The organism is Polymorphospora sp. A560 (assembly GCF_045781765.1).
Taxonomy (GTDB): Bacteria; Actinomycetota; Actinomycetes; order Mycobacteriales; family Micromonosporaceae; genus Polymorphospora; species Polymorphospora lycopeni.
Genome location: NZ_CP122282.1, coordinates 6,107,530 through 6,131,318 on the forward strand (window position 1 = coordinate 6,107,530; position 23,789 = coordinate 6,131,318).

At 70.2% G+C, this 23,789-nt stretch carries 17 protein-coding genes and 1 pseudogene; 10 read left to right on the forward strand and 8 right to left on the reverse strand.

The features are described 5' to 3' along the window. Positions 1-90 precede the first annotated feature (90 nt). Complete coding sequence (locus tag QCD66_RS27680; protein WP_375735030.1) at positions 91-1,335, reverse strand: MFS transporter; 1,245 nt, start codon at positions 1,333-1,335, stop codon at positions 91-93. A gap of 251 nt (positions 1,336-1,586) precedes the next feature. Here QCD66_RS27680 and QCD66_RS27685 point away from each other — a divergent pair, with 251 nt between their 5' ends. From QCD66_RS27685 to QCD66_RS27700, 4 genes are all read left to right on the forward strand, one after another. Beyond that, positions 1,587-2,798 (forward strand): S8 family peptidase, encoded by a 1,212-nt coding sequence (locus QCD66_RS27685; RefSeq protein ID WP_364222214.1) that lies wholly within the window; start codon positions 1,587-1,589, stop codon positions 2,796-2,798. A gap of 88 nt (positions 2,799-2,886) precedes the next feature. Beyond that, positions 2,887-3,252 (forward strand): PadR family transcriptional regulator, encoded by a 366-nt coding sequence (locus QCD66_RS27690; protein ID WP_375735028.1) that lies wholly within the window; start codon positions 2,887-2,889, stop codon positions 3,250-3,252. 668 nt (positions 3,253-3,920) lie between these two features. Continuing rightward, on the forward strand, positions 3,921-4,487 hold the full coding sequence (locus QCD66_RS27695) for a tetratricopeptide repeat protein (protein WP_407567260.1): 567 nt from the start codon (positions 3,921-3,923) through the stop codon (positions 4,485-4,487). Positions 4,488-4,537: 50 nt separating this feature from the next. Further along, a complete protein-coding gene (locus tag QCD66_RS27700; RefSeq protein ID WP_375735027.1) occupies positions 4,538-5,281 on the forward strand; it encodes a ThuA domain-containing protein in 744 nt (247 codons plus the stop codon). 75 nt (positions 5,282-5,356) lie between these two features. On the opposite strand, the gene QCD66_RS27705 is transcribed toward QCD66_RS27700, so the two are convergent. The 3 genes from QCD66_RS27705 to QCD66_RS27715 all read right to left on the reverse strand — a co-directional run bounded on the left by QCD66_RS27705 (position 5,357) and on the right by QCD66_RS27715 (position 12,755). After that, positions 5,357-9,346 carry a ThuA domain-containing protein gene (locus QCD66_RS27705; protein ID WP_375735026.1) on the reverse strand — a complete coding sequence of 1,330 codons (3,990 nt, stop codon included), beginning with the start codon at positions 9,344-9,346 and terminating at the stop codon, positions 5,357-5,359. Between the two features lie 55 nt (positions 9,347-9,401). Further along, positions 9,402-10,619, reverse strand: coding sequence for a multicopper oxidase domain-containing protein (locus QCD66_RS27710; RefSeq protein ID WP_375735025.1), 1,218 nt, complete (start codon positions 10,617-10,619; stop codon positions 9,402-9,404). A 141-nt stretch (positions 10,620-10,760) separates the two neighbouring features. Beyond that, positions 10,761-12,755 (reverse strand): OmpL47-type beta-barrel domain-containing protein, encoded by a 1,995-nt coding sequence (locus tag QCD66_RS27715; RefSeq protein WP_364222196.1) that lies wholly within the window; start codon positions 12,753-12,755, stop codon positions 10,761-10,763. Between the two features lie 641 nt (positions 12,756-13,396). Between QCD66_RS27715 and QCD66_RS27720 the strand changes: the two genes are divergently transcribed. The 3 genes from QCD66_RS27720 to QCD66_RS27730 all read left to right on the forward strand — a co-directional run bounded on the left by QCD66_RS27720 (position 13,397) and on the right by QCD66_RS27730 (position 15,365). Further along, a complete protein-coding gene (locus QCD66_RS27720) occupies positions 13,397-14,005 on the forward strand; it encodes a TetR/AcrR family transcriptional regulator (protein ID WP_375735024.1) in 609 nt (202 codons plus the stop codon). After that, positions 13,998-14,573: a class I SAM-dependent methyltransferase gene (locus QCD66_RS27725; protein ID WP_375735023.1), complete on the forward strand. Its 576-nt coding sequence runs from the start codon at positions 13,998-14,000 to the stop codon at positions 14,571-14,573. Before QCD66_RS27720 ends, QCD66_RS27725 begins: the two co-directional genes overlap by 8 nt. Before the next feature lie 105 nt (positions 14,574-14,678). After that, complete coding sequence (locus QCD66_RS27730; RefSeq protein WP_375735022.1) at positions 14,679-15,365, forward strand: GPP34 family phosphoprotein; 687 nt, start codon at positions 14,679-14,681, stop codon at positions 15,363-15,365. A gap of 3 nt (positions 15,366-15,368) precedes the next feature. Here QCD66_RS27730 and QCD66_RS27735 read toward each other — a convergent pair whose 3' ends face one another. From QCD66_RS27735 to QCD66_RS27750, 4 genes and pseudogenes are all read right to left on the reverse strand, one after another. Next, on the reverse strand, positions 15,369-16,364 hold the full coding sequence (locus QCD66_RS27735; RefSeq protein ID WP_375735021.1) for an ATP-binding protein: 996 nt from the start codon (positions 16,362-16,364) through the stop codon (positions 15,369-15,371). A 146-nt stretch (positions 16,365-16,510) separates the two neighbouring features. Continuing rightward, positions 16,511-16,843 (reverse strand): annotated as a pseudogene (locus tag QCD66_RS27740) (response regulator); the annotation flags it as partial. Between the two features lie 8 nt (positions 16,844-16,851). Continuing rightward, positions 16,852-18,543 (reverse strand): serine hydrolase domain-containing protein, encoded by a 1,692-nt coding sequence (locus tag QCD66_RS27745; RefSeq protein ID WP_375735020.1) that lies wholly within the window; start codon positions 18,541-18,543, stop codon positions 16,852-16,854. 130 nt (positions 18,544-18,673) lie between these two features. Next, complete coding sequence (locus QCD66_RS27750) at positions 18,674-18,913, reverse strand: hypothetical protein (protein ID WP_364222184.1); 240 nt, start codon at positions 18,911-18,913, stop codon at positions 18,674-18,676. 859 nt (positions 18,914-19,772) lie between these two features. Here QCD66_RS27750 and QCD66_RS27755 point away from each other — a divergent pair. Genes QCD66_RS27755 through QCD66_RS27765 form a run of 3 tightly spaced genes read left to right on the forward strand, consistent with a single transcriptional unit; the run spans position 19,773 to position 23,789 of the window. Continuing rightward, on the forward strand, positions 19,773-20,753 hold the full coding sequence (locus QCD66_RS27755; protein WP_375735019.1) for a class I SAM-dependent methyltransferase: 981 nt from the start codon (positions 19,773-19,775) through the stop codon (positions 20,751-20,753). Continuing rightward, positions 20,750-22,576 carry a hypothetical protein gene (locus tag QCD66_RS27760; RefSeq protein WP_407566851.1) on the forward strand — a complete coding sequence of 609 codons (1,827 nt, stop codon included), beginning with the start codon at positions 20,750-20,752 and terminating at the stop codon, positions 22,574-22,576. Before QCD66_RS27755 ends, QCD66_RS27760 begins: the two co-directional genes overlap by 4 nt. A gap of 13 nt (positions 22,577-22,589) precedes the next feature. Beyond that, positions 22,590-23,789: a phenylacetate--CoA ligase family protein gene (locus tag QCD66_RS27765; RefSeq protein WP_375735017.1), complete on the forward strand. Its 1,200-nt coding sequence runs from the start codon at positions 22,590-22,592 to the stop codon at positions 23,787-23,789.

Here is a 23,789-nt window from a genome sequence, read left to right on the forward strand (position 1 = left end):
GTCGCCGCCGGCCGCAGCAGCCGGTGGCACCGTCGCGGGCGGCGCCGTGGTCGCTGGCCGCGCGGCGCCGTCACCGGGCGTCCGGCGCGGTCATCCGTCGCGCAGCGCCGGGGCCGGCAGGCGCCGCTCCAGGGTCAGCAGCGCCACGACCGCGAGGCCGTTGAGCGCCGCGAGCGCGAGCCACGGCAGCCCGTGCCGGATCGCGAAGAGCGTGGTGAAGAAGCCGGGGCCGACGATCTCGGCGAGGGTGAACGAGTACTGGAAGGTCGCCAGGTAGCGGCCGCGGGTGGCGAGCGGTGCGGCGGCCGCGGCGAGGCCCGCCGAGACCGGCGCGTGCACGACCGACGCCGCGGTGTAGAGCACGGTCGCGCCGGCCAGAACGGGCACCACCCACCACGACTGTCCGGGCCGCAGGAGCGCCAGCGGCACGCTCCACGACGCCCAGAGCAGCGCCGCCACGGCGAGGACGCGGGTGCGCCGGTACGGCCGTAGCCGCAGCACGACCGGCGCCGTCACCAGTGACACCACGACCGTGTTGCCGACCAGGATGCCGGACACCAGCCAGGCCGGCGCGTCGAGTTGGATCACCACCACGGTCGGCAGGGCCAGGGCCAGCATGATCGTCGACAGCGCGAAGACGGCGTTGACCCCGATCAGCCCCAGGTAGGGCCGGTCGCGCAGCAACTCACGGTAGCCCGCCAGGGTCGCCGTACCGTGCGCCGTGCCCCCCGGTGCCCGTACGGCGACGGCGATGACCACCGCCGCGACCGCGAAACAGGCGGCCGCCCCGAACGCGATCATCCGGAAGACACCCGCGTCGGTGTCGGGGCTGGCGATGACGATTCCGGTCAGGACGCCACCGATGCCCAGGCCGGCGGTCCGTGACATGCTGGCCCAGCCGTACCAGTAGTCCCTGCTCGTCGTGCCGGGCCGGCCGTCGACGTAGTCGGCGATCAGGGTGAAGATCGTCGACCAGAAGAACCGCACGCCGAGCGCGGTCAGCACGGCCGCGACCAGGATGCCGGCCGGGCCGGTCACCAGCCCGGCGGCGAGGTAGCCGGTCGCGTGCAACACCTGGGCCAGCACGACCAGCGGGCGGGCCCCGAACCGGTCGGCCAGCGCCCCGGCGACCAGCGGGACCGGCAGCTGCATCAGGTTGGCGGCGCTGAGCAGTACGCCGACGAGGGCGAGCGGCACGTCGGTGACCCGGGTGAAGAAGATGAGTCCCAGCGGCAGGAACAACCCGTTGCCGATGGAGTCGACCACCAGGGCGCCGATCAGCACCGCCCCGCCCCGGCTGCGCGCCGGCGTCGTCGTGGTCCGCCCGACTGTCATGCTCCGACGAGCCTCTCGTGAGACGTACTCCAGCCACGCCGTACGGGCGGCTCTGCGCGCGGTGGACGCTACATTCCGTAGCGAGATCCGCAAATCATTATCCGCGCGGCGACGGGGGATCCGCCCCGTGCCGAAGGCCGCACCTGGGCCGGCACCGCACACCACGGATTGATTCATGTAACGTTATCTATGTATTCTCTCGACACTCACCGTCGTAAATCAGTACGACGTCCGGTTTATCGGGAGGATAAGTGCCCCCCACGAGGTCCTGGCGCCCACGCCTGCTCGCTCTCACCGCCGCCACCGCCACCACGCTGGCCACCGTCGTGGCCCTGCCAGCCCCCGCCCAGGCCGCGGCCGGCGCGGCCTACCGCGCGGCGGCGGTCCCGATCACCGCCCCCGCCGTCGACCGCAACACGACCCTGATCCCCGGCTCCTACCTCGTGACGTTCCGCGAGGGCGCCGACCCGTCCGTCGCCCTGCGCGCCCTGAAGGCCAACGCCAGCGTCGACTTCGGCAAGGGGGTCAACGGCTTCGCCGCCGACCTCACCTCCGCCCAGGTCAAGGAACTGTCGCACAGCTCCGACGTGGTGAGCATCGAGCAGAACGCCTGGCACGAGAACGTGCTCGACGCCACCCAGACCAACCCGCCGTCCTGGGGCATCGACCGCATCGACCAGACGAACCTTCCGCTGTCGGCCAGCTACACCTACAACGCGACCGGCGCCGGCGTGCACGCGTACATCATCGACTCCGGCGTCGACCCCGCCCACCCCAACTTCGGCGGCCGGGCCTCGTTCGACTTCAACTCCGTCGACACCAACAACACCGACTGCAACAACCACGGCACCCACGTCGCCGGCACCATCGGCGCCACCTCGTACGGCGTGGCGAAGTCCGTCCGGCTGCACGGCGTCAAGTGGCTGAACTGCGCCGGCGGCGGCAGCACCGCGGGCGCCGTCGCCGCGGTCAACTGGGTCACCAACAACCACATCAAGCCGGCCGTGGCCAACACCTCGTGGAACATGACGTACAGCGCCACGCTGGCCACCGCGCTGACCAACATGATGAACGCGGGCGTCTTCCTGGCGACCTCGGCCGGCAACACCGGCGGCAACTCCTGCGACCGGCTGCCGCGCAACCTCACCGCCTCGCTCGTCGTGGCCGCGAGCACGTCGACCGACGCCCGCGCCACCTACTCCTCCGTCGGCCCGTGCGTCGACATCTACGGACCGGGCTCGGCGATCGTCTCCACGCTTCCGGGCAACCGGACCGGCAGCATGAACGGCACCTCGATGGCGACGCCGCACGCGGCCGGCATCGCGGTGCTCTACAAGGCGACGTACGGCGACGCGAGCCAGGCCACCGTGCACGCCTGGATCGTCAACAACGCCACCGTCGGGGTGGTGACCGGCAGCCTGTCGGGTACCCCGAACCGCCTGCTCAACAAGCGCTCGCTGTAGGCACGCCGGCCGGGGTCGGGGCGACCCGACCCCGGCCCGCCACGTACGGCCGTTGACACCTCTCCGACCCTATGTAAGCCTTTTACTCATGACCGTCAGAGTCACCGTCGCCGTCGCGAGGGTCCTGCGGATCTTCCTGGACGACGTCGCCCAACCCCACCACGGTTACGAGTTGATGCGGCTCACCGGCTTCCCGAGCGGCAAGCTCTACCCCATCCTCGCCCGCCTCCAGAGCGCCGGGTGGCTCATCCGGGAGCCGGAGGACATCGACCCGGTCGCCGCCGGCCGACCAGCCCGCCACTTCTACCGGCTCAGCCCACAGGACGCGCACGCCGCCCGCCGCGAACTGGTCACGCTGACCGAGCAGCTCCGACCGACGGCCGCGGTATCGGACGCACCGCCCCACCGGGACGGACGTCCCGCCTGGGCCCCGCGTCTCGCCGACGACGTTTGAAACGGAAACGCCGCGCCACCACGCCCGGCACCGGTCCGGGCCCGAGCCAAGTCAGGCAATCGCACCCTCGGGAGAAGGGCTGTAGATGAGCGGGCTTCTCGAACAACTGACCGACGGAATCGACATCGTATGGGCCCTCCTGGCCGCCGTCGTCGTCGCCGTGCTCTGCGACCTGGCCAGCGAGGAGATCCGGGGCCGGCTGGCACAGTTGCCCGAGCTACCCGTACGCCTCGCCGCCCGGCGCCTGCCCCGGGAGATCCCCAGGGAGATCCGTGACGACCAGGTCGCCGAATGGCTCGCCGTCCTGCACGACATCCTTCACGACACCGAACTCCGTCCGGTCACCCGGCTGTGCCGCGGCCTGCGGCACGGCCTGGGCGTACTGCGGACCGCCAGGACCATCGGCCGTGAACTGATCGTCACCAGTTCTCCCGGCCACCTGATCACGGTCTTTCCCCGGGATCCGCTGGATCCCGCCGACTGGTCGACCTGCACCCCCGCTGCTCGGCCGGGTCCAGGCGGTCCTGCGGCAGGTACGCGAGCAGCGTGTCGACACCCGGGAGCGCGCCGACCTGCTGCTGGGAACCGCACGTTACCTGCTCCGTACCGGAATCAGCCCCGAGACGGCCCTCCACCTCCACCGGGAGGCGCTCGGCATCCGCCGGCGGCTGCACCGGGCCGGCCGGCTCAGCCTCGCGGAACTCGCCGACGGCTATCACAACGTCGCCTACAACCTGCGTGAGATGAGGCAGTTCCGCCGGGCACTCGTCCTCGACGCGCACGTCCTGCGGGTCCGCCGGGACCTGTACGCGAACGGCGACGACAACGCCGCCGAGCACCTGGCCCGTAGCCTCACCAGCCTCGCCAGCGACCACCGGGGATGCCGGGAGGCGGCCCAGGCGCACCCGCTGGACCGCGAGGCGCTCGACATCCGGCGCGGGCTCCGCCGCCGCGGACACCTGGCCGACGACCGGGACGTCGCCCGGAGTCTCAACAATCTCGCCGAGGACGAACGCATGCTCGGCGATCTCGAACAGGCCCGCCGGCACGCCGAGGAGGGCCTGGCCATGCGCCTGCGCCTCTTCGACACCGACCACCCCGACCTTGCCAACAGTCTCGACACCCTGGCCGAGGTCTACCACGAACTCGGCCATGCCGCCGACGCCATCGGATACCGGGCGAGCGCCCGGGCGATGCGGCGGCGCCTGGGTGCCCGGTGGGCCGGACGTACCTGAAGCCCGCACACCCGCAGCCGTGACGAGCGGCAGTCGAAGGAGCCGACCCGGTGTCAGAAGCCATCCACGCGACCGTCTGGAACGAGCACACCGACGAGCAGCGAAGCGGCCCGGTCGCCGGGATCTACCCGCACGGGCTGCACACCACGATCGCCGAAGGGCTGCGCGACCTGCTCGGCGGCCACACCACCGTCACCACCGCCACGCTGGACCAGCCCGGCCAGGGTCTTCCGCAGCCGCTGCTGGAGAACACCGACGTGCTGCTGTGGTGGGGCCACAAGGCCCATCACCGGGTCACCGACGAAACCGTCGCCCGCGTCCAGGCGCGGGTGCTGGCCGGCATGGGCCTGGTCGTGCTGCACTCGGGTCACCTGTCCAAGATCTTCACGCGGCTGATGGGGACGAGCTGCAACCTGCGCTGGCGCAAGGCCGACGAACGGGAACTGGTCTGGACCGTCAACCCGACCCATCCCATAGCGCGAGGGGTGCCGCACCCCATCCAGATTCCGCAGCAGGAGATGTACGGGGAGTTCTTCGACATCCCTCAACCCGACGAGCTGGTCTTCGTCAGCTCGTTCACCGGCGGAGAGGTCTTCCGCAGCGGCTGTTGCTTCACCCGCGGCAACGGCCGGATCTTCTACTTCTCCCCCGGCGACGAACTCTACCCGGTCTACCACCATCCGCAGATCCGGCGGGTGCTGGCCAACGCGGTCCGCTGGGCGCACAATCCGGTGCCGTCGCCGAGCGTGCCGGCCGGCTCGCCGCAGGTCCGCGGCGACTGGTTCACGGCCTAGCCGCGATTCCGACAGGACCCACACACGGTGGTGCCGGGTACGGGCCGCCGCCCGTACCCGGCACCTGCCGGTCGGTCAGAGCTTGCGCACCCTGACGTCGCGGAACTCCATCACGTCGTTGTTGCCGTGGTTCTGCAGCCCGACGAAGCCGCTGGTGAACTGGCGCAGATCCGTCGACGGGTCACCGGCCCGCGACGACTGCTTGCCCGGGACGTTGTCGAACACGTTGATCGTCACGCCGTTGCGGATGATCGTGTAGCGCTGTCCGACGACCCGGATCTCGTAGTCGTTCCACTCCCCCTTCGGGGTGGTCCGGGCCTGCTCCAGGTTGTTGGGCTGGAAGTTGTAGACCGAGCCGGTCTTCTGGGTCTCGCCGGTCTCCCCGTCGTACAGCTGGATCTCGTGGCCGCAGAAGATCGCCACCCAGGCCGGCGAGGTACGCGCCGAGCCCATGGTCCCGCAACTGCCCGCCGGCCGTTCCTCCAGCGGCGTACGCGGGTCCGGGAACCGCACGAAGACGCCGCTGTTGGCCCGGACGGTGCCCGGTGAGCTGTCCCGGAACCGCAGCTTGATCGAGTAGTCGGCGAACTCCTCCTTGGCGTACCAGAGCATTCCGAGCCCGCCGGAGGTGCTCATCGTGCCGTCCGGGTGCACCTTGAACGACCCGCCGGGTGCCTGCCGCCAGTCGGCCAGCGAGTACGCCGTACCGTCGAACAGCGGCTTGTAGCCGGCGGTCCGGCCGATCGGCGACGCGGCACCGGCGGCGCGAAGCGCGGCCGCCTCCTCGGCGCTGATCACGCGGGTGGAGGTGAGTGCCGCCACCAGCTCGTCGAGGTGGCTGGTGAACGAACCCTGGTTGGGCCATTCCCGTTCGTCGTCGATCAGATCGTTGATCGTGCAGCCGCCGCCGACTTCCCGGTTCGCCACCTCGGTGTCGCTGTCGAGCAGCCACACCGTTTCGCGGGAGTCGGGTGCGACACAACCGGTGTCGACCTGGACGGTGTGCTCGGCGACCTCGCCGTCGGCGTAGGTGACCTTCACCTTGGCCTGGTAGCTGCCGTGCTTGCTGTAGGTGAACGTCGGGTGCGGCTGGTTCGACGTCCGGTTGCCCTCGCCGAAGGTCCATTCCCAGGCGACACCGCCGACCCGGTGGCTGGAGAACTGCACCGTACGCGGCTGGCTCGGGTCGGTCACCCGGGCCGAGGCGTATTCCGGGCCGGGCGTCTCCGCCCCGCCGTGGTAGGTGATCCGGATCAGCTTCTGGTTGCTGTGCAGGCTGAAGAAGCCGCCCGCGTAGTCGAGCATGTAGAGCGCGCCGTCCGGGCCGAACTTCGCGTCCATCCAGGACTGGAGCTGGGCGCCACCGCTGCCGCCCGGGATGATCGCCCGCAGGTCCTCGGCGAAGGCCGGCGCCCCCTGGCTCGGTACGTTGGCCGGGTCGACGGTGACCGCGACCCGGTTACCGGAGTTCGACTGGTCACCGATGAACCACTTGTTGTCCCAGTACGCCGGCCAGGCGACCCCGCTGTTGGTGTCGACCTTCGAGCGGTGGTAGGTCGGCCCGTCCATGACGGCCTGGCCGCCACCACGCAGGAACGGACGGGTGAACGTCTCCTCGCCGGTGACGTACGACGGCAGTCCGCTGCCGTCGTTGCGGGTCGGGTAGACCGGTCCGCCGCCCTGCGGCGAGTACCAGATCATGTTGTCCCGGGCCGGCGGGATGTTGACCAGGCCGGTGTTGCGCGGCGACTCGTTCTTCAGGTTGTCGCAGTCGTACCAGCCGGTCAGGACCGTCGCGTCGGTGTTGCTGCGGTCCCGGTACGGCTGCCGGTTGCCCATGCAGTACGGCCAGCCCTGGTTGCCGGCGGAGGTGATGATGGTGGCGGTCTCGTACTTCGCCGGACCCAGCTCTGGGCTGGGGGCGGCGGCGTCCGGACCGACCCAGGCGGCGGTCAGCCAGTTGTTGACCGGGTCCCAGGCGAGCCGGGACGGGTTGCGGACCCCCATGACGTAGATCTCCGGGCGGGTCTTGCCGCCGCCTTCCTCCTGCCCGGTGAAGAGGTTGCCCTCCGGGATCGTGTACGTCCCGTCCGCCTCCGGGTGGATACGCAGGATCTTGCCGTTGAGGTCGTTGGTGTTGCCGGAGGTGCGGCGGGCGTCCTGGAAGGAGATGCCCGCGTACTCCTGCGTCCAGTTGTTGCCGGAGTAACCGCTGGAGCCGCCGGACGAGTTGCTGTCACCGGTGCCGACGTAGAGGTTGCCCTCGTTGTCGAAGGTCATCCCGCCACCGGCGTGGCAGCAGCTGTGGATCTGGGTGTCCCAGTTCAGCAGGTCCTTGCGGGTGTCCTGGTCGATCGTGGCGGCCTCGCGGTCGTAGGTGAACCGGGAGATGGTCCGCTGACCGATCCGCTTCTCCCGGTCGATCGACTCGTGCGGCATCCAGTAGGCGTAGACCCAGCCGTTCTCGGCGAACTTCGGGTCGAGGGTGATGCCGAGCAGGCCCTCCTCGTTCTTGACCAGCTCGCTGCCGCTGCCCCGGTTGCCCATGACCGCCAGCGTGGTCAGGAGCTTGACCTGCTTGGTCCGCGGGTCCCACTGGTGGATGGTGCCGCAGCCGCGGCCGACGTTCTCGTTCGCCCAGTCGACGATCGGGCCGGACGCGCAGGCGCCCCGACCGATGTAGAAGACCGTGCCGTCGGGGGCGATGGTGAGGCCGTGCGGCTCACCGATCTGGTCCATCTGGCCGGACTGGTTGGTGGTGGTGAGCCGTTCGACCCGGTAGTTGGCGGCGATCGTCGCCTTGCAGTCGCCGCGGACCGTGCCGGAGGTCCACTGGATCGCCCCGAGCAGGTGGTCGCGGAACCGGGTGTCGGTGGTCCAGCTCGCCTCGGTGCGGCCCATGCCGGTGTAGAAGGACCGGCCACCGTCGTAGTCGTGGCACCAGGAGATCGGGTGGAACGGGCCGTTGCCGCTCAGGCCGGGGTTGTAGCTGGTCTCGTCGACCTGGGCGATGGTGTGCACGCGGCCGACCGGGCTCGGGTCCCAGTTGATCCACTGGTCGGATCGGGTCCAGGTGAGCGGGAGTCCGTCGTTGGCCGGGTGGTTCCGGTCGGTGACGTTGACCTTGGCTTCCTGGACCTGGCTCTCCGGTGCCGGCCCCGCCTGCGCGCCGATCAGCCACAGCTCGGCGAGCTGGATCATCGGCTCACCGCTGTTGGCGGTGATGTCCAGCCGGTAGTACTGGTAGGCCGTGGTGTTCTCGAAGGAGAACTGCCGGGTCAGGAACCGGGACGGGAACGTCTGCCCGCTGCGGCTGTCCAGGTCGGTCCAGTTCTGCCCGTCGTTCGAGCCACGCAGGGTCCAGTTGCGCGGGTCGCGGCCCGGGGAGTCGTTGGCCGACGTCAGGGCGTACCGGCTGATCACCTTCGGCTCGGCGAGCTTGCCGGTCAGCCAGCCGGTCGTGGTACGGGTCAGCCACTTCGTGCCCGTCGAACCGTCGAAGGCGTGCTGCGCGGTCTCGTTCGGCGGGTTGTTGCCGCTCGCGGTGGCCTCGACGACCTTCTCCGACGGCGGCAGGCTGGGCGCCGGCCGGGTGCCGATCAGGCCGGTGAACCACTCCGAGGTCGGTTGGGCGTACGCGGCGTCGTGGACGCCGACGAAGCCGCCGCCGCCCTTGACGTACGCCTGGAAGGCCGCCTCCTGCGTGTCGTTGAGGGTCACCCCGTTGGCGGAGAGGAAGACCACGCTGCGGTAGCGGGCCAGGTTCTCGGGGTTGAAGACGCTCGGGTCGTCGGACTGGTGGACGTAGAAGCCGTGCTCGTTGCCGAGCTTGCGGATGATGTTGGTGGCCCGGTTCACCGGGTCGGCCTGCTCGGCCGCGGGTCCGTGGAACACCAGGACGTTGACCACCCGGTTGCCCCAGGTGGGCGGCGCCGCGGACGCGGCGGTGGTGGCGGCCGGAACGGTCAGCATGCCGGCCAGCAGGGTGGCGGCCGCGGCGACCGCGACGGCGGGACGGATCGGTCTTGTCGGTCGGGGAATCCTGAAATGGCGTCTGTCGGCCATTCCTGCTCCTTACGGGGGTCGGCGGGTCACGCCGGGGGTGGTGGGGACGGACGGATCAGCGGTGCCCGGCGTGCGGGTCGGTGGACTGGTCGCCGCCGGCCGCCGGGGCGCCGTCGGTGGAGCCGCCGTTGTTCAGCGGCGTCCGGTTGACGATCTCCCGGTGCTGATGGCCACCCGGCGGCATCTGCCCGTTCTCGTCGAGGACGTGCAGCGTGGTCGCCATGCCCAGGTCGGAGTGGAACTGCATGTGGCAGTGCAGCATCCAGTGACCCGGGCCCACCGAGTCACCGGCGGTGATCGTCACGCCGAACGAGTCGCCCGGTCCGAGGGTCTTGTTGTCGATCACCGGGATCGAGTCGACCAGCGCCTTGTTGTCGCCGGCCACCATCCCGGTACGGGTGTCCGCCCACGAGTGTCCGTGGACGTGCCAGGTGTGCATGTCGTCGCCCATGCCGATGACGATGAACTCGACCCGCTCGCCGATCTTGGCGACGAAGCAGGCCGGGCCCGGCACCGGGTTCTCCAGGTCGCAGTTGTCCGCCGCCGCTCCGCGCCGCAGGTTGATGCTCTGCCGGTCGCCGAACGCGGTGACGTACGTGCGGTCCGGGCGTACGTCGCCCTGCCGGCGCACCACCAGGCCGCCGAAGAGGCCGGAGTTGAGCCCCTGGGTGCCGTGGGTGCCGCCGACCACGTGGTCGTGGTACCACCAGTAGCCGGCCGTGCCCGGCGAACCCGTCCGGGAGCTGCGCGGCTTGGCGTACCAGGTGTAGGTCCGCGACTCGCCGGGCGCCACGAACGACCCGCTGTGCACGGTGCCGTCGGAGTCCTGGGTGTACTTCACGCCGTGTACGTGCAGCGAGACGCCGAGCGGATGCGTGGGGTTGGTGCGCAGCTGGGACAGCGTCTCCGCCGACACCTGGTTGTGCAGGGTGATCGCCAGGCACTCGCCCTCGATCATCTCCATCGTCGGGCCCGGGTACGAGGCCGTCTCCGGGGTCAGGCCGTAGCCGAGCCGGATCTGGTTGGTCACCGGGTCGCGGGGCAGTTCCACCGCGTACATCTGCAACTGGCGGTCCGGCGCGACGCAGCCCTCGGGCCGCTGGCCGTCGTGCGGGCCGGCGGCGACCGGAGTGGTGTTGTTGTTGAGGGCGAAGGCCGTGCCGGCGCCGGCGAACGTCACCAGCAGGACGGCCAGGACCATCGCCGCCCGGCTGGCACTGCTGCCCAGGAAGCCGGCCGGTCTGGACCGTTCTTCGATCGTCTCTGTCGTCAAGGTCGTTTCCAATCCTGAGCCGACCGGGGTCGGCGGGTGGGGCGTGGTCGCGGCCGGTGCGGTGCCGGCCGGCGGGTGTTCCGGTCCGCCGCCGGCGGTGGTGCGCCGCCGTTGCGGCACGGCGCACCACCGCCGGTCGGCTCACGGCGTCAGCGGGGCGACCCGTACGTTGCGGTAGCTGACGATGTCGTTGGCGCCGTGGACCTGCAGGCCGATGTAGCCGTGGGTCCGCTCCCGGCCGGCACCGCCCGGATCGTCCGCCCGGGGCGGGTCGAAGACCGCGTCCGAGGTGTTGACGAACTCGTTGATCAGTTCACCGTTGCGGAAGATCGAGTAGTGCTGGCCGACCACCCGGATCTCGTAGTCGTTCCAGGTGCCCTTCGGCGTCACGCCCGCGCCGTCGAGGGCCACGCCGTCGAAGCCGTACACCGAACCGGTCTTGTACCGGTCGCCGGTGGGGCTGTCGAAGACCTGGATCTCGTGGCCGTACTTGATCGCGACCCACTCGGGGCGGGGCTCCGTCGGGTGCTGGTGCACGCCGGGGAAGCGGACGAAGACGCCGCTGTTGGCCCGGGCGTCGCCGGGCGCCTCGTCCCGCCACTGCAACTTCAGCGAGAAGTCCCCGTACGTGCGGATCGGGAACCACAGCATGCCGAGGCCGGCGACCGGACGGCTGGTGATCGAGCCGTCGGCGTTGCGGGTGAAGCCGCCCGCCCCGACGTGCTCCCACTGGTCGAACGAGGAGCCCGACCGGTCCAGGATCGACCGGTAGCCGGTGTGCGTGTCCGACTTGCCGACGGCCGACGCGGAGGCGGTCTCGATCAGCTTGACCCGCTCGGCGTTGCTGATCACCCCGAGGTCGCGCAGTCCCTTGGCGACCGCCCGGACGTGCTGCATGAACTCGTTGTGGTTGGGCCAGGACCGCTCGCTGGCCATCAGGTTGTTGATGGTGCAGCCGGTACCGACCAGCCGGTTCGCCACCCCGCTGCTGAGCGTGCCGAGCCAGACGGACGGGCGGGTGTCGAGCACCGCGCACTCCGGGTCGCCGCCGCCGATCACGATGATGAAGGTGACCGATCCGGCGTCGGAGGTGTTGCCGGCGTTGTCGGTGGCCCGGTAGCTCAGCGTGTGCGAGCCGGGCCGGTTCACGGTGACGGGTGCGGTGTAGGCGGTGTAGGCACCCGCGTCGAGCGAGTACTCGACGGTGTCGACACCGGAGTCGTCGTCGGTGGCGGTCAGCGTGACGGTGGCCGATCCGACGTAGGCACCGGTCTCGTCCCGGGTGCCGGCGACCGCGGCGGTCACCGTCGGCGGCGTGGTGTCCGGGTCCGGCGGAGGCGCCACCGTGAACGACACCGAGCCCGGCGTCGAGGTGTTGCCCGCCAGGTCGGTGGCCCGGTAGTGCAGCGTGTGCTGGCCCGGCTCGTTGACCGTCACCGGGGCGGTGTACTCGGCGTACGTGGTGCCGTCGAGGGAGTATTCGACGGTGTCGACACCGGATTCACCGTCGGTGGCGGTGAGGCTGACGGTGGCCGCCCCGATGTAGGCGCCGCTGCTGTTCTGCTGCCCGGCGACCGAGGCGGTCACCGTCGGCGGCGTGGTGTCCTCACCGTTCTCGTCGGTGACGATCAGCAGGCCGTTCATCATCCCGTGCCCGGGGATCGCGCAGAAGTAGCGGTAGGTGCCGGGGGTGAGGACCACGTCCACCGTCCACCGCCCGCCGTTGGCGTCGAACGGGTCGGCCAGGAGGTCGACGTTCACGTCCCGGTTGTAGGCGGGGTCGCCGGTCTCGAACGTCAGGGTGTGCTGCATCCCGGTGGTGTTGCCGGTCGCGGCGCTGTTCTCGAAGACCAGCGTGGCCGGGCCGGCGACGGCGACGGCGGGTGCCGTGGTGTACGTCGTGACGTCGTTGCCGGCCGTCCAGGTGAGCACCTGGGCCTCGCGCTGCTGCGGCCGGCTGTCGTCGCCGGCCGGGCGGGCGCTCACCGGGGTGGAGGCCAGTGCGGAACTGAGCAGCAGGGCGGTCGCGGCGACGAGGGCGGTCAGCGGGCGGCGCAACCGGCCGGCGGTCGTCCGGCGGGGTGGTGGTCTCAGGCGGCGACCGGGCGCACCGTGGCTGGTGGGTGGGATTGGCATGTCCGGCAAACCTTTCACGTCTGTCCTTTTAGGACTGTGGAGATGGCCGCGCGGGATCGCGGGACGGGAGGTGGGGTGATCGGGGCGCGCGGCGACCGAGTCGGGATCTGGTTCGCTATCCGACTCGACACCGATGCCACGCGGTGGCGTGGATGACGGCCGCCGTGACCACCGGGACCCCACGGTCACCACGGACGACACGAACGTCACCGTGGTCGGGGTCCCGCCGGACGGGCGGGTGGACGGGCACGACTCGAGACCGCGGGTCCGGGTCCGATGGGGGTGGACCGGTCACCGCGCGTCGGGACGGGCGGGCAACTGTGGGACGGGGCGCGCGCCGTCGCGCCGGATCGGGTACGGCCGGTGCCCTCCAGGGGTGCCACGCCCCGTGAGGTGCTGTCTCGGAGAGGGTCGAGACCCCCGCCGAAACCTCGGTGAGCTAGCCACGCCGTCGGTTTACCTCACCGAAACAACTTACTAGCGCCAGACCTTAACGGACTTAGCATCGACGTGTCCACATCTTTCGCTAACGCGAGCAAGACTTTTATCTTTGCCAACGAAAGGGTTTCGTCGATGAAGGCGATCCCCTCATCGAGGGAACCCCGATGGCAGGATTTGCTCAGCTGTACTAATTTTGGGTTGTGCAAGCAAACAAGAAACAGACCGTCACCACGACGGCCCGGCGCCAGCAGATCGTCGACGCCGCGATCCGGGTACTGGCCCGCGACGGCCTCTCCCGGACCTCGCTCGGGCGCATCGCCAGCGAGGCCGGCCTGTCCAGCACCGGGCTGATCACCTACCACTTCGCCGACAAGAACGACGTCCTGCTCACCGTCGTGGACCACCTGATCGGCCGGTGCGCCGAGACACTGCGGGCCGCCGTCGACCGGGCCGCCGACCCGGCCGAGGCGCTCGCCGCCTACATCGAGGCGTTCATACGGTTCCAGGACGACAACCGCGACGGCGTACGGGCCCTGTGGCGGCTCGCCGCCGGCTGGAAGGCACCCGGGCGGGATTCCGCCTTCGACGACGAACCCCTCGTCGCGCCGGTACGCGAGGTGCTCGACGACGGCCAGGCCCGCGGCGCCTTCCGCGGCCTGGCCAGCCCGGTCGTGGCGCAGAGCATCCTGTGCTCGGTGGAGGGCTTCCACGAGGCGTTCACCGCCGATCCCGACATCGACACCACGGCCTACATCCGCGAGTTGCAGATCCTCTACCGACACGGAACGGAGCGTGCCGACCATGGCTGAGGGATTCACCGCGTACGACGCCGCCAAGTCGGCGGCGATCGGCGGGTTACGCGGCACCGTCCTGGAGATCGGCGCCGGCCGCGGCCGCAACTTCGGCCGGCTGCACCCGGACGTGACGTGGATCGGCTGCGAGCCCGACCGCCGGCGCCGCACCGAACTGGCGCGCACCGCGCACGGCTTCGGACACACCCGCGAGCCCCTGGCGTCGGCCGCGGAGTCCGTGCCGCTGCCCGACGCGAGCGTCGACGCGGTCCTGGCCACCGTCGTGCTGTGCTCGGTCCGCGACCAGGCCCGCGTCCTCGCCGAGATCGCCCGCCTGCTGCGGCCCGGCGGGGAGTTCGTCTTCGCCGAACACGTCGGCGCACCGGAACGCACCTGGAAACGCGCGCTGCAACGGGTGATCGCACCGGCGACGCGGCTGCTCGACCACGGCTGCGACCCGAGCCGGGAAACCGAACTGTCCCTGCGCCGCTCCCCGCTGGACCTCGTCCAGGTCGAACACTTCGACCTGCCGGCCCTGGGCGCCATCACCGTGCCGTACGTCGTCGGCCGCGCGCTGCGGACCTGACGCCACCGCCTCCGCCCCGTCTGGATAGTGGTTTTCATACCCCTTGGCCTCGGGAATCTGATCCTTCGCAAGAGGCCGATCCGACCCCGACGGCAGGTGAACCTCATGCCAACGACACCCGACGAACCACTGATCGCCGAAGACCTTCTGCTCCTGCTGTTCGATCCCGCCTCGGGATCGATCGCCGGCGAGGGCACGCTCTTCTACGTCCTCGGCGGCGCCCTCCTCACCGAACTCGCGCTCGACAGGCGGATCGACATCGACGACCGGACCGGGTTCAAGGGCCGCCTCGTCCGCACCGTCGGCAGCACCGTCCCCGGGGACCCGTTGCTGAGGTCGGCGTGGGAGCACGTCGCACAGAAGCCACGCGACGTGCAGGCCATCCTGGCGGCGATCGGTCCCCGCCTGCGTGAGCCCGTACTCGACCGGCTGGTCCGCGGCGGACACGTCCGCCGGGAGCGCCGGAAGGCGCTCGGCCTGTTCCCCACCACCGCGCTCAGCGACGGCGGCACCCCGCACCGGTCGGAGCTGCTGGCCCGGGTGCGCGCCGTACTCGTCGACGGGGCGGACCCCGACCCCCGCACCGCCGCGATCTGCGCGCTGATCTCGGCGAGCGGGACCCTCCCCACCTTTCACCGCGACATTCCCTGGTCGACCCCGGTCATCACGCGCGCGAAGGAACTCGAGCGCGGCGACTGGGGCGCCGAGGCCGCCGGGGCGGCCGCCGCCGGCACCATGGCGGCGATCGTCGCCAACGCGCTCGTCGCCGCGAACGTCCTGCCGAAGAACTGACCGTCAGCGGCGTACGGTGAACCGGAAGGCGCAGCCGTCGCCGGCCGGTCCCGGCGAGGTCAGGGTGAGGTTTCCGCCGTGGGCCAGGGCGATCTGCCGGGCGATGGCGAGGCCGAGGCCGGTGCCGGGCGGGTCGGACCGGCCACGCCAGAAGCGGTCGAAGACGCGGCCCCGGTCAGCGGCGGCGATCCCGGGCCCGTGGTCGGTAACCACCACGGCGACCTCGGCCGCCAGGACCTCGACGGTGACGTCGACGGCGGTGCCGCCCGGGGAGTAGCGGACGGCGTTGTCGACCAGGTTGTGGATCGCCCGGCGGACGGTGGGCTCGTCGACCGGGCAGACGGCCGTCGGCGCGCCGGCCGCCGACAACCTGCTTCCTCTCGTCGCGGCGAGAACGCCCACGTCGTCGACGACGGCGCGGACCAGCGCGGTCAGGTCGGTCGGCCGCCGGTCGAGCGTACGGGCCCGGCCACGGGCGTCGACGAGCAGTTCGTCGAGCACGGCCGCGAGCCGTTCGGCGGCCGCCCTGGACCGTTCCAGCCCACGCCGGTAGTCCTCGACGGTCGGGTCCGGGTGCGCCAGCAGCACCTCGGCGTTGTTCATCAGGACCGCCAGCGGTACGCGCAGTTCGTGGCTGGTCTCCTCGATCAGCCGCCGCTGCACCTCGGCGGAGTGTTGCAGGCGGTCGAGCATCGCGTCGAAGCTCGCCGCGAGCGCGGCCACCTCGGCCGGGCCGTGCGACAGCGCGATCCGGCGGCCCAGGTCGGCGCCCTGGATGTCGTCGGCGACCGCCCGCACCTGGTCGATCGGGCGTACCGCCCGGCCGGCCCACCACCAGGCCAGCGCGGCGGCGGCCGGGCTGAGCGCGAGCACGGCCCAGGTGACCCGGGCCGACCGGTGCGAGACCGTGTCCTGTGTGGCCGGAGCACCGGTTCGGATGTCCGCCGTGGTCCGCGTCTCGGTGGCCAGGACCACGCCGAAGAGCAGCAGCGCCGGCACGTAGATGGCGAGGAAGCCGAACAGGGCCAGCCGGAGCGGCCGGCGCGCCAGGCCCGGCGTGCCGCGAGGTCCAGCGTCAGTTCACCGGTCCGCAACGTCGAACCGTGGCCGTCGCCGCGCCGGCCCAGCGCGCGCAGCCGGGCCACCAGCTCCGCGAAGTGGAACGGCTTGACCAGGTAGTCGTCGGCGCCGGCGTCGAGTCCGGCGACCCGGTCCGCCACGGCGTCCCGGGCGGTCAGGACGAGCGTACGGCGCGGCCGGCGCAGCTCCGGGTCCCGGGCCAGCCGCCGGACGAGGTCGAGGCCGTCGCCGTCGGGCAGCCCCAGGTCGAGACACGCGACGTCGTACGTCGTCGTGCGCAGCAACTCCGCCGCGTGGGTGCGGGTCGCGGCGAGGTCGACCGCGTACGACTCGTTGCGCAGGCCGAGGGCGACGACCTCGGCGAGGTCGGGATCGTCCTCGACCAGCAGGATCCGCATGACGCCGCTCAACCGGCCAGCTCGGCGACGGCCGTGCCGGCCGGCCCCGACACGGTCATCCGGCCGTCGCGGAACTCCACGGTCACCTCCGGGCCGACGCCGGTCGGGTCGTCCGGACGGTACCGGTCGCCGCCGGCCGGCACGAGCTTCAGCGTGGGCGGTCCGGCCGGGACCTCGGCGGCCTCGATGCCGCCCTCGGCGTTGACCGCGTACCACCCGGTGACCGCCCCCGAGCCGGCGACCAGGGTGACGTAGGTGCGTAGCTCGCCGTCCCGGAACACGGTCCCGGCGAGGGCGACCCCGCTTATCGGCCCGAGGTCCTCTTCGAGCGATCCGCGCTCCTCACGCCCTTCCCTGGTCCGCCCGTCGAGCAACGCCAGGACCCGCTCGTCGTGCGCCCGGACGTCGTCGCTCGAGACGCGGCCGCCCGGCGGGAAGAGCGCCGTGACGGCGTCGACGCCGGTGGCGGCGACCGTGACCTGATTGCCGGCGGCGGTCACGTCGAAGCTCCCTCCCCCGTCCAGCCGGTACTTCCCGACGGTGGCGGCCGGCCCCGCGCCGGCCGCCGGTGGACCGGGCGTCGGCAGGGGTTCGCCGGCCAGCAGCGCCGGCCCCACCGTCGCCAGCAGGTCCTCGGCCGAGATCCCGGGCTTGTTGGACGCCATCGCCACCACCCGCTGCCGCTCGGGAACCCATGCCACGACCGCGTTGTGGCCGATCTGGTCGTCGCCGCCCGCCGTCGCGAGAAACGGTACGCCGAGCACCGACGCGTCGGACGCCACCCAGCCCGGCGTCTCGGACCTGCCGGCGCCGAGATCGTGCCCGGGCGCGCTGATGACCTCGACCGACTCCGGCGCCACCACCTGCCCGGTGAACAGCGCGTGCGTCCACACCGCCAGGTCATGTGCCGTCATCGCCAGCCCGCCGCTGCCGTCCATCGCCCAGTGCGGCCCGGCGAAGTCGCCCGGTTCGCCGGTCGTACCGTCGTCCAGGTAGCCGACGGCGCGGGGCCCGGGTGCGGCGGGCGTACCGTCCCAGAAGCCGCCCGCACCCCGCCCGTCGGGCAGGCGCAGGATCCGCGACGCCGTGTACTCGCGGTAGGTGGCACCCGACACCCTCTCGATGACGAGCGCCAGCAACGTGTAGCCGGCGTTCGAGTACAGGTGGCCGGAGCCGGACGGGAACGCGAGGTCCAGCCCCGCGATCGAGGCGAGGGCCGCGTCACGGTCCAGCGCCTGGTGGTCGCTTCCGTGCGACCCGTTCAACCCGCTGGTGTGCGACAGGAGCTGCCTGACCGTCACCGTCGCCACCGGGCCGGTCAGCTCGGGCAGGAGCCGACCCACCCGGTCGTCGAGGGCGACCCTGCCCTCCTCGACCAGGTCGAAGATGGTGGCGGCGGTGAACGCCTTGGTGACCGACCCGATGCTGAACACCGTGTCGATCGTGTTCGGTGTGTGGGTGGCGTCGTTCGCCGAGCCGTACGCGGCCAGGCAGTCGAAGCGGCCACCGGTCGAGATCGCGATCGAACCGCTGAATCCGGCCCGCGCCCAGGCGGTGAACGCGCCGTCGAGCCGCGGATCACACCGTGCGGCCGGGCCACCGGTGGTGGCTTGCGCCCCGGGGACGTCCTGGTTTCCGGTGCAGCCCGCCACACCGACCACCATGACAACGGCCGCCACTGTCGCAACGAATCTGGTCATGCGACGCACCGTACGAGCCGGCCCGCGAACCTGACGTAAACGGAGATCCGACCTGTCTCACCCCGCACGAGACGAAAGGGTGCGCGGCCCGCCGTTACGGTGGCGGGCCGCGCACTGCCTTTCTCGTGGTCTAGCGGCGCTCGTTGGAGCCCCGCCAGGCGCTACCGGCCTTGGCCAGGCCGCGGCTGACCACGTATCCGATGGTCAACAGGGTGATGTACAGCCAGGCCGTGTCGGCCCGGAACACGTCCACCCCCGCGCTGTTCGCTCCGACCCGGTCGGATGCGATCAGCACGGCGGCCACCGCGGCCAGGAACACCCACAGTTCCGTGCTCTTGAACGACGCCTTGGTCTCGGTCCCAGGTGTCATGGTACGGATGGGCTCCGCCTGCCGGCCGGCAGTGGCCTGCATACTCCGGTCACCCTGCGGCATGTTCCTGGTGTCCGGCATCTGCTGCGGTGCCGTCATGGTAGGGCTCTGCGCACTCATCTCTCCTCCAATGCGGTGAGATTTCGTCCGGTACGCCGCCGGCGCACCGGACCATGGTGAGCCACCCCTGGCGTACCCGGCGGGCCTCGGTGGAAACCGCCCAGCACGCGGGCGGGTCCGCCCGGCACCGCCAGCCCGTACCCGGTCGCGCCGCACCCGAAGACGCCGACACCGCGTCCACGCCCATCCGGGTTCACGCGACGGTCGCCGGGGTGTCCGGCGTCCCGGACGAAACCAGATGGCCGACGAACGCACCGACCCGCCTGGAACGGATAAGTCGCAGCCATCGGACCGATCACTACCAGACGGACAAAGGCTCGTTGTCGGACCATTCACCGAGGAGTCCGCACGTCGGCCTCCCACTTCCAGCGCGGATCCGCCCGGCCCCGGCCGACATGCGAGCCCTGCTCTCGCGCCCGACCGACGTGGTCACCCACCAGGATTCGTCCGGCCCAGGGGCGCGGTCCGCCTCACGTCCGACCGACACGTAAATCAGACCTTTGACGCGGGAAAAGTGAATCACAAATTGCGCGGAACAGGGACAAAGAACGGACAATAAACGTGAGTGAGAAAGCGATCTCGAATGAAGATCCCGATCGACCGAATGCAATTGGTGGTCAACATTTAGGAATGCCGCCTTGACGTTGACTCCCCGGCGACGCGGCGATTACGCTCGCCCAAGCGTCTTTCATGGCGTTCGATCAAATGCGAGCCAGCGACCGCCACATTGGAGAGTTCCTTGGCCAGCGTCGAATTCAAGCACCCCCGGATCGCACCCGTCTTCACTGGGGCGTTCGCCGCACACGCAACCGTCCTCGCCGACGATCTCGGACTATTCCGCGCGTTAGCCGACACCGCACTGACAGATCACGATCTCGACCGGCCACCATGGGTGGAGAACAGAATCAGAATCGAGGGCGTTTTGAACACCCTCTGCCGGATCGATGCCGTACGACGCACCGCGGACGCGTACCGTCTCACCGACTTCGGACTGGAACTCGGTCGCCAGGCACCCGTCTTCCGGCTCTGGCTCGGCGGATACGCCTCCGTTCTCGCCGACCAGATCAGCGGCGCCGTCGACCCCCGGTCAGGAGTCCGCGGTGGCGTCGTCGCGGAATCCTCCAGCCAGATCGGCAGTCGCTACATCGACGAGACGTTCATCCAACTCGTCGATTCGCTCCAACCGGCGGGACGCATCTGCGACCTTGGCTGCGGAACCGGACGACGACTTCTCAAGATCTGCCGCGAGACCGGGCAGCCGGGCCTCGGGTATGACATCTCCGCCGATGCGATCCGGGCCGCCCAGGCCACCGTCGCCGAGGCTCGCGGCCTCGGCATCGATCTCGAGATCAACCAGGGAGACGCGACGACCCTGCCCCGGAACGTGTCGGGCGTGGACATCGTCACCCAGGCGTTCATGACCCACCACATCGCTCCCGACGACTACTGCACCGCGGTCCTCGCCTCCTACCGGGTGCGGTTCCCCGGCGCCAGATACCTGGTCGTCTTCGACACCGTGTCGTCATCGGATCCGGAACACCCCGAACTGTTCGCTCCGGGGTTCGACTACATCCACGCTTTGCAGAACATGGAACCGCGAAGCCGCGCGGACGCCCTTCGGATCTTCGACGAGGCCGGCTATTCGTGCCAGCAGGAACTGGAACTCGCCGTACCCAACAGTTACGCCTGGGTGCTGAAGTTCGGCAGTGATGGTCCATGATCGACTCCCTGCGCGGAAAGAGCGTCCTGGTCATCGGAGCGGGAGAGGTGGGCACCAGCATCGGCACCGCGCTCCTGCGAAGGGGCGACATAGCCAGGCTCACCGTGCACACCGCCCGCCGGGAGACCATGGCGCGCAGGCTCCGCCAACTGTCGCAGGTCGGCGACTCGACGGTCGACCTGGTCGGGTCGTGGGGAGACGTGTTCGCTCCGGCGGACCTCGCCCACCGGTCCCGCACCGACCCGGCGGACCCCGAGTTACGGCTGGCCCTGGCGAACTTCTTCCTGGGCCCGCCGGAGCCGGGTCAATCGCGCCGGATGAAGGTCTACCGCCTGATCGACGAGCACCGTCCCGACATCGTCGTCGACGCGCTGGGGTCGGCGACGTCGTGTTCCTACGCCAGCGACACGCAACAGGCACAGCACGATCTTCTCGAGCTCGCCAACGCCGCGGCGGGACGTGGCCGCGTCGACCACGACGAGGGGTCGGGCAAGGCACGGACCGAGGTTCTCGTCGAGGCCGCCCTGTCGCTACAGATTCCGATCATCCATCGGTACGTCGAAGCCCTGGGTATGGCGATCAGGGATTTCGGGGTGGCTCGCGTGATCAAGGTGTCCACCACGGGCCTCGGCGGCATGGGCTACAACTGTCCGTACACCCATGGCTCGGTCACCGAGACGGGCCTGTCCGGAGCCCTGGTGGAGAAGCTGGCCGCCGCGGGCGTGCTGCATCAACTGCTCTGGAACCTCCACCACACGGCGGGATGCGAGATCAGCCTGGTCGTTCCGTCCGCGTTGATCGGATGGGAAGCCGTACAACACGGGCCCTACGTCTCACGGGGCCGGCCGGTAGTGGCACAGGATTGCCCGACGCCGGTCAAGATACGTTACGACCTGCCCCTCGCCGAGCAGGAACTGCCGCGATCGGACGCCGACGAAGATCAAACGGAGATGGTGTTCGTCCCCTCCGGCGACAGTTCGACCTACAGCCGGGCCGAGATGTCTCTCAGCACCGCCCTCGGCCAGTTCGAGAGCGTCACCCGCGAAGAGGTCGCCGCGGCCGTACTCGAGACGATGCGGGGCAGCACCCGGTTCGACCTTCTCACCGCGATGGACTCGGCGGCGATGCAGCCCTCCTACCTCGCCGCCCACATACGGTTCTCCGTCCTCACGTCGATGAGGGACCTGGAGGCCGTCACCCGGCAGCCGAGCATCGTCAGCGGAAATCTCGGCCCGGCGATATCGAAGGACCTGCTGGAACTGCACCTGATCTGCTCGGCGGCCGGCACGCTCCAGGATGCCGGCACCATGTCCCCGGACCTGCTCGCGGACACCACCGTCGAGAGGTTGCGTACCGACGGATACCTGCGCCGCCAGATCCTGTCCATCGGTCTCGCCGTGCTTCTGCCGGGAGACATGTGGATGGCCGGCCGGCGGCTCTCCGTCCCCCGCCAGATCCACGGGGGGATGCGGCTCACCCGCCGGCGGATAGAGGACTGGACCCGGCAGGGCTGGATCGACCTACGACCGCGGAACATCGCCCGCTGGCAGACCCACATCCGCGGCATCGAACGCCACAGGTCGGCGCTGAAGTCGCTCCTCGCGATCGACGGTCGGCAGTTCGACGTGGGCGAGGTGCTGGCATACCACTACACACTCACCGGACGCGCTCGTCGGTGGACATTGAACGGGATCGGGGCAGACAATGAAGGAATTCTCGAAGGCCCAGCTCCACACGCTTCAGGAAGAGGCGCCGACGATCTGTCGGGAACTGCGCCGCAACCAGTTCCTCAGTCGATCGGCGATTCAGAGAAATCAGGATGAGGCTGTCGTCAGAATGATTCGGCACGCTTACCACAACGTGCCGATGTACCGCAAGAAGTACGACGAGGCGGGTGTCGACATCGACTCGATCCGGCGCGCCTCGGACATCGCCCGACTTCCGATCCTCGAAAAAGAGGAACTCATCGAGGCCTTCCCGCACACCTGCATAGCGGACGGTTACTCGCCGGACGATCTGACCACGGCGGTGACCGGCGGCTCGAGCGGAAAGACGGTCCGTATCGCGTACTCGGAGCAGACGATGCGCAAGCGCGTCGTGACCGCGTACCGGATCTACGACATGATGATGGGCGGGTATCGGCCCGAGCACGTCCAGACCTACGTCTACACCGGCAAATACCCGCTCGACGGGCTGCCGGACGGCAGCTATCGACTCGTCCACATCTGGACCCTCGACGGGCTGGAGGACGCCAAGCGCAAGCTGCTGGACAGCCGGCCACACATGCTGACGCTCTACCCCTCGAGGCTGGAGGACATACGTCGCCTCCTGAGCCCGCAGGACGTGCGACTACTCCGGCAGAACCTCATCGTGATCAACGTCAAGTCGGAGATGTCGACCCAGGCCCAGCGCGACGCCTGGGCCGAGTTCTTCGGCGTGCCGGTTCTCGACGAGTACGGATCCGAGGAACTGGCGGGCACCGTCGCCGCCCAATGCCCGCAGAAGGGCTACCACATCTGGGAGGACATCGCACTCGTCGAGGTCGTGGACGAGGATGGACGCCCCCTGCCGGACGGGGAGACCGGCGACCTGGTCGCGAGCTGTCTCTACAACTGGGCGATGCCGATCATCCGGTACCGGCAGGGTGACCTGGCGGCACTGCATCCGGCCGATCACCCCTGTCCCTGTGGCCGGAAATTCCGGCAACTCAAGTCGTTCGAGGGCCGGCGCAACTCCTCTTTCGTCCTGCCCAGCGGAAGGTTCCTCTCCTCCGGTTACCTGCTCGATGTCGGCTACACCCGCCTGATGGCGTACTCGGACGCGCTGAACTCGTGGAGCCTCGTCCAGCGGGCCCCGGACCTGGTGGTGTTCGAGTGCCTTCCCGGCCCCGCCATGACGGACGTCGTCCGGGAACGGATCCGACAGGAGATCAGCGAACTTCTCCACCACGAGACGCGGGTCGAAGTGGAGTTCGTGGAATCGCTCCGGATCACCAATCGCGGAAAGCGGAACCAGATCATCAGCCTCGTCCCGTAA

Coding starts and splice junctions, on each gene's coding strand:
- QCD66_RS27760 (WP_407566851.1), top strand. CDS start 20,750: ATGATCGACTCCCTGCGCGGAAAGAGCGTCCTGGTCATCGGAGCGGGA.
- QCD66_RS27715 (WP_364222196.1), bottom strand. CDS start 12,755: ATGCCAATCCCACCCACCAGCCACGGTGCGCCCGGTCGCCGCCTGAGA.
- QCD66_RS27725 (WP_375735023.1), top strand. CDS start 13,998: ATGGCTGAGGGATTCACCGCGTACGACGCCGCCAAGTCGGCGGCGATC.
- QCD66_RS27750 (WP_364222184.1), bottom strand. CDS start 18,913: ATGACACCTGGGACCGAGACCAAGGCGTCGTTCAAGAGCACGGAACTG.
- QCD66_RS27745 (WP_375735020.1), bottom strand. CDS start 18,543: ATGACCAGATTCGTTGCGACAGTGGCGGCCGTTGTCATGGTGGTCGGT.
- QCD66_RS27680 (WP_375735030.1), bottom strand. CDS start 1,335: ATGACAGTCGGGCGGACCACGACGACGCCGGCGCGCAGCCGGGGCGGG.
- QCD66_RS27690 (WP_375735028.1), top strand. CDS start 2,887: ATGACCGTCAGAGTCACCGTCGCCGTCGCGAGGGTCCTGCGGATCTTC.
- QCD66_RS27765 (WP_375735017.1), top strand. CDS start 22,590: ATGATTCGGCACGCTTACCACAACGTGCCGATGTACCGCAAGAAGTAC.
- QCD66_RS27705 (WP_375735026.1), bottom strand. CDS start 9,346: ATGGCCGACAGACGCCATTTCAGGATTCCCCGACCGACAAGACCGATC.
- QCD66_RS27730 (WP_375735022.1), top strand. CDS start 14,679: ATGCCAACGACACCCGACGAACCACTGATCGCCGAAGACCTTCTGCTC.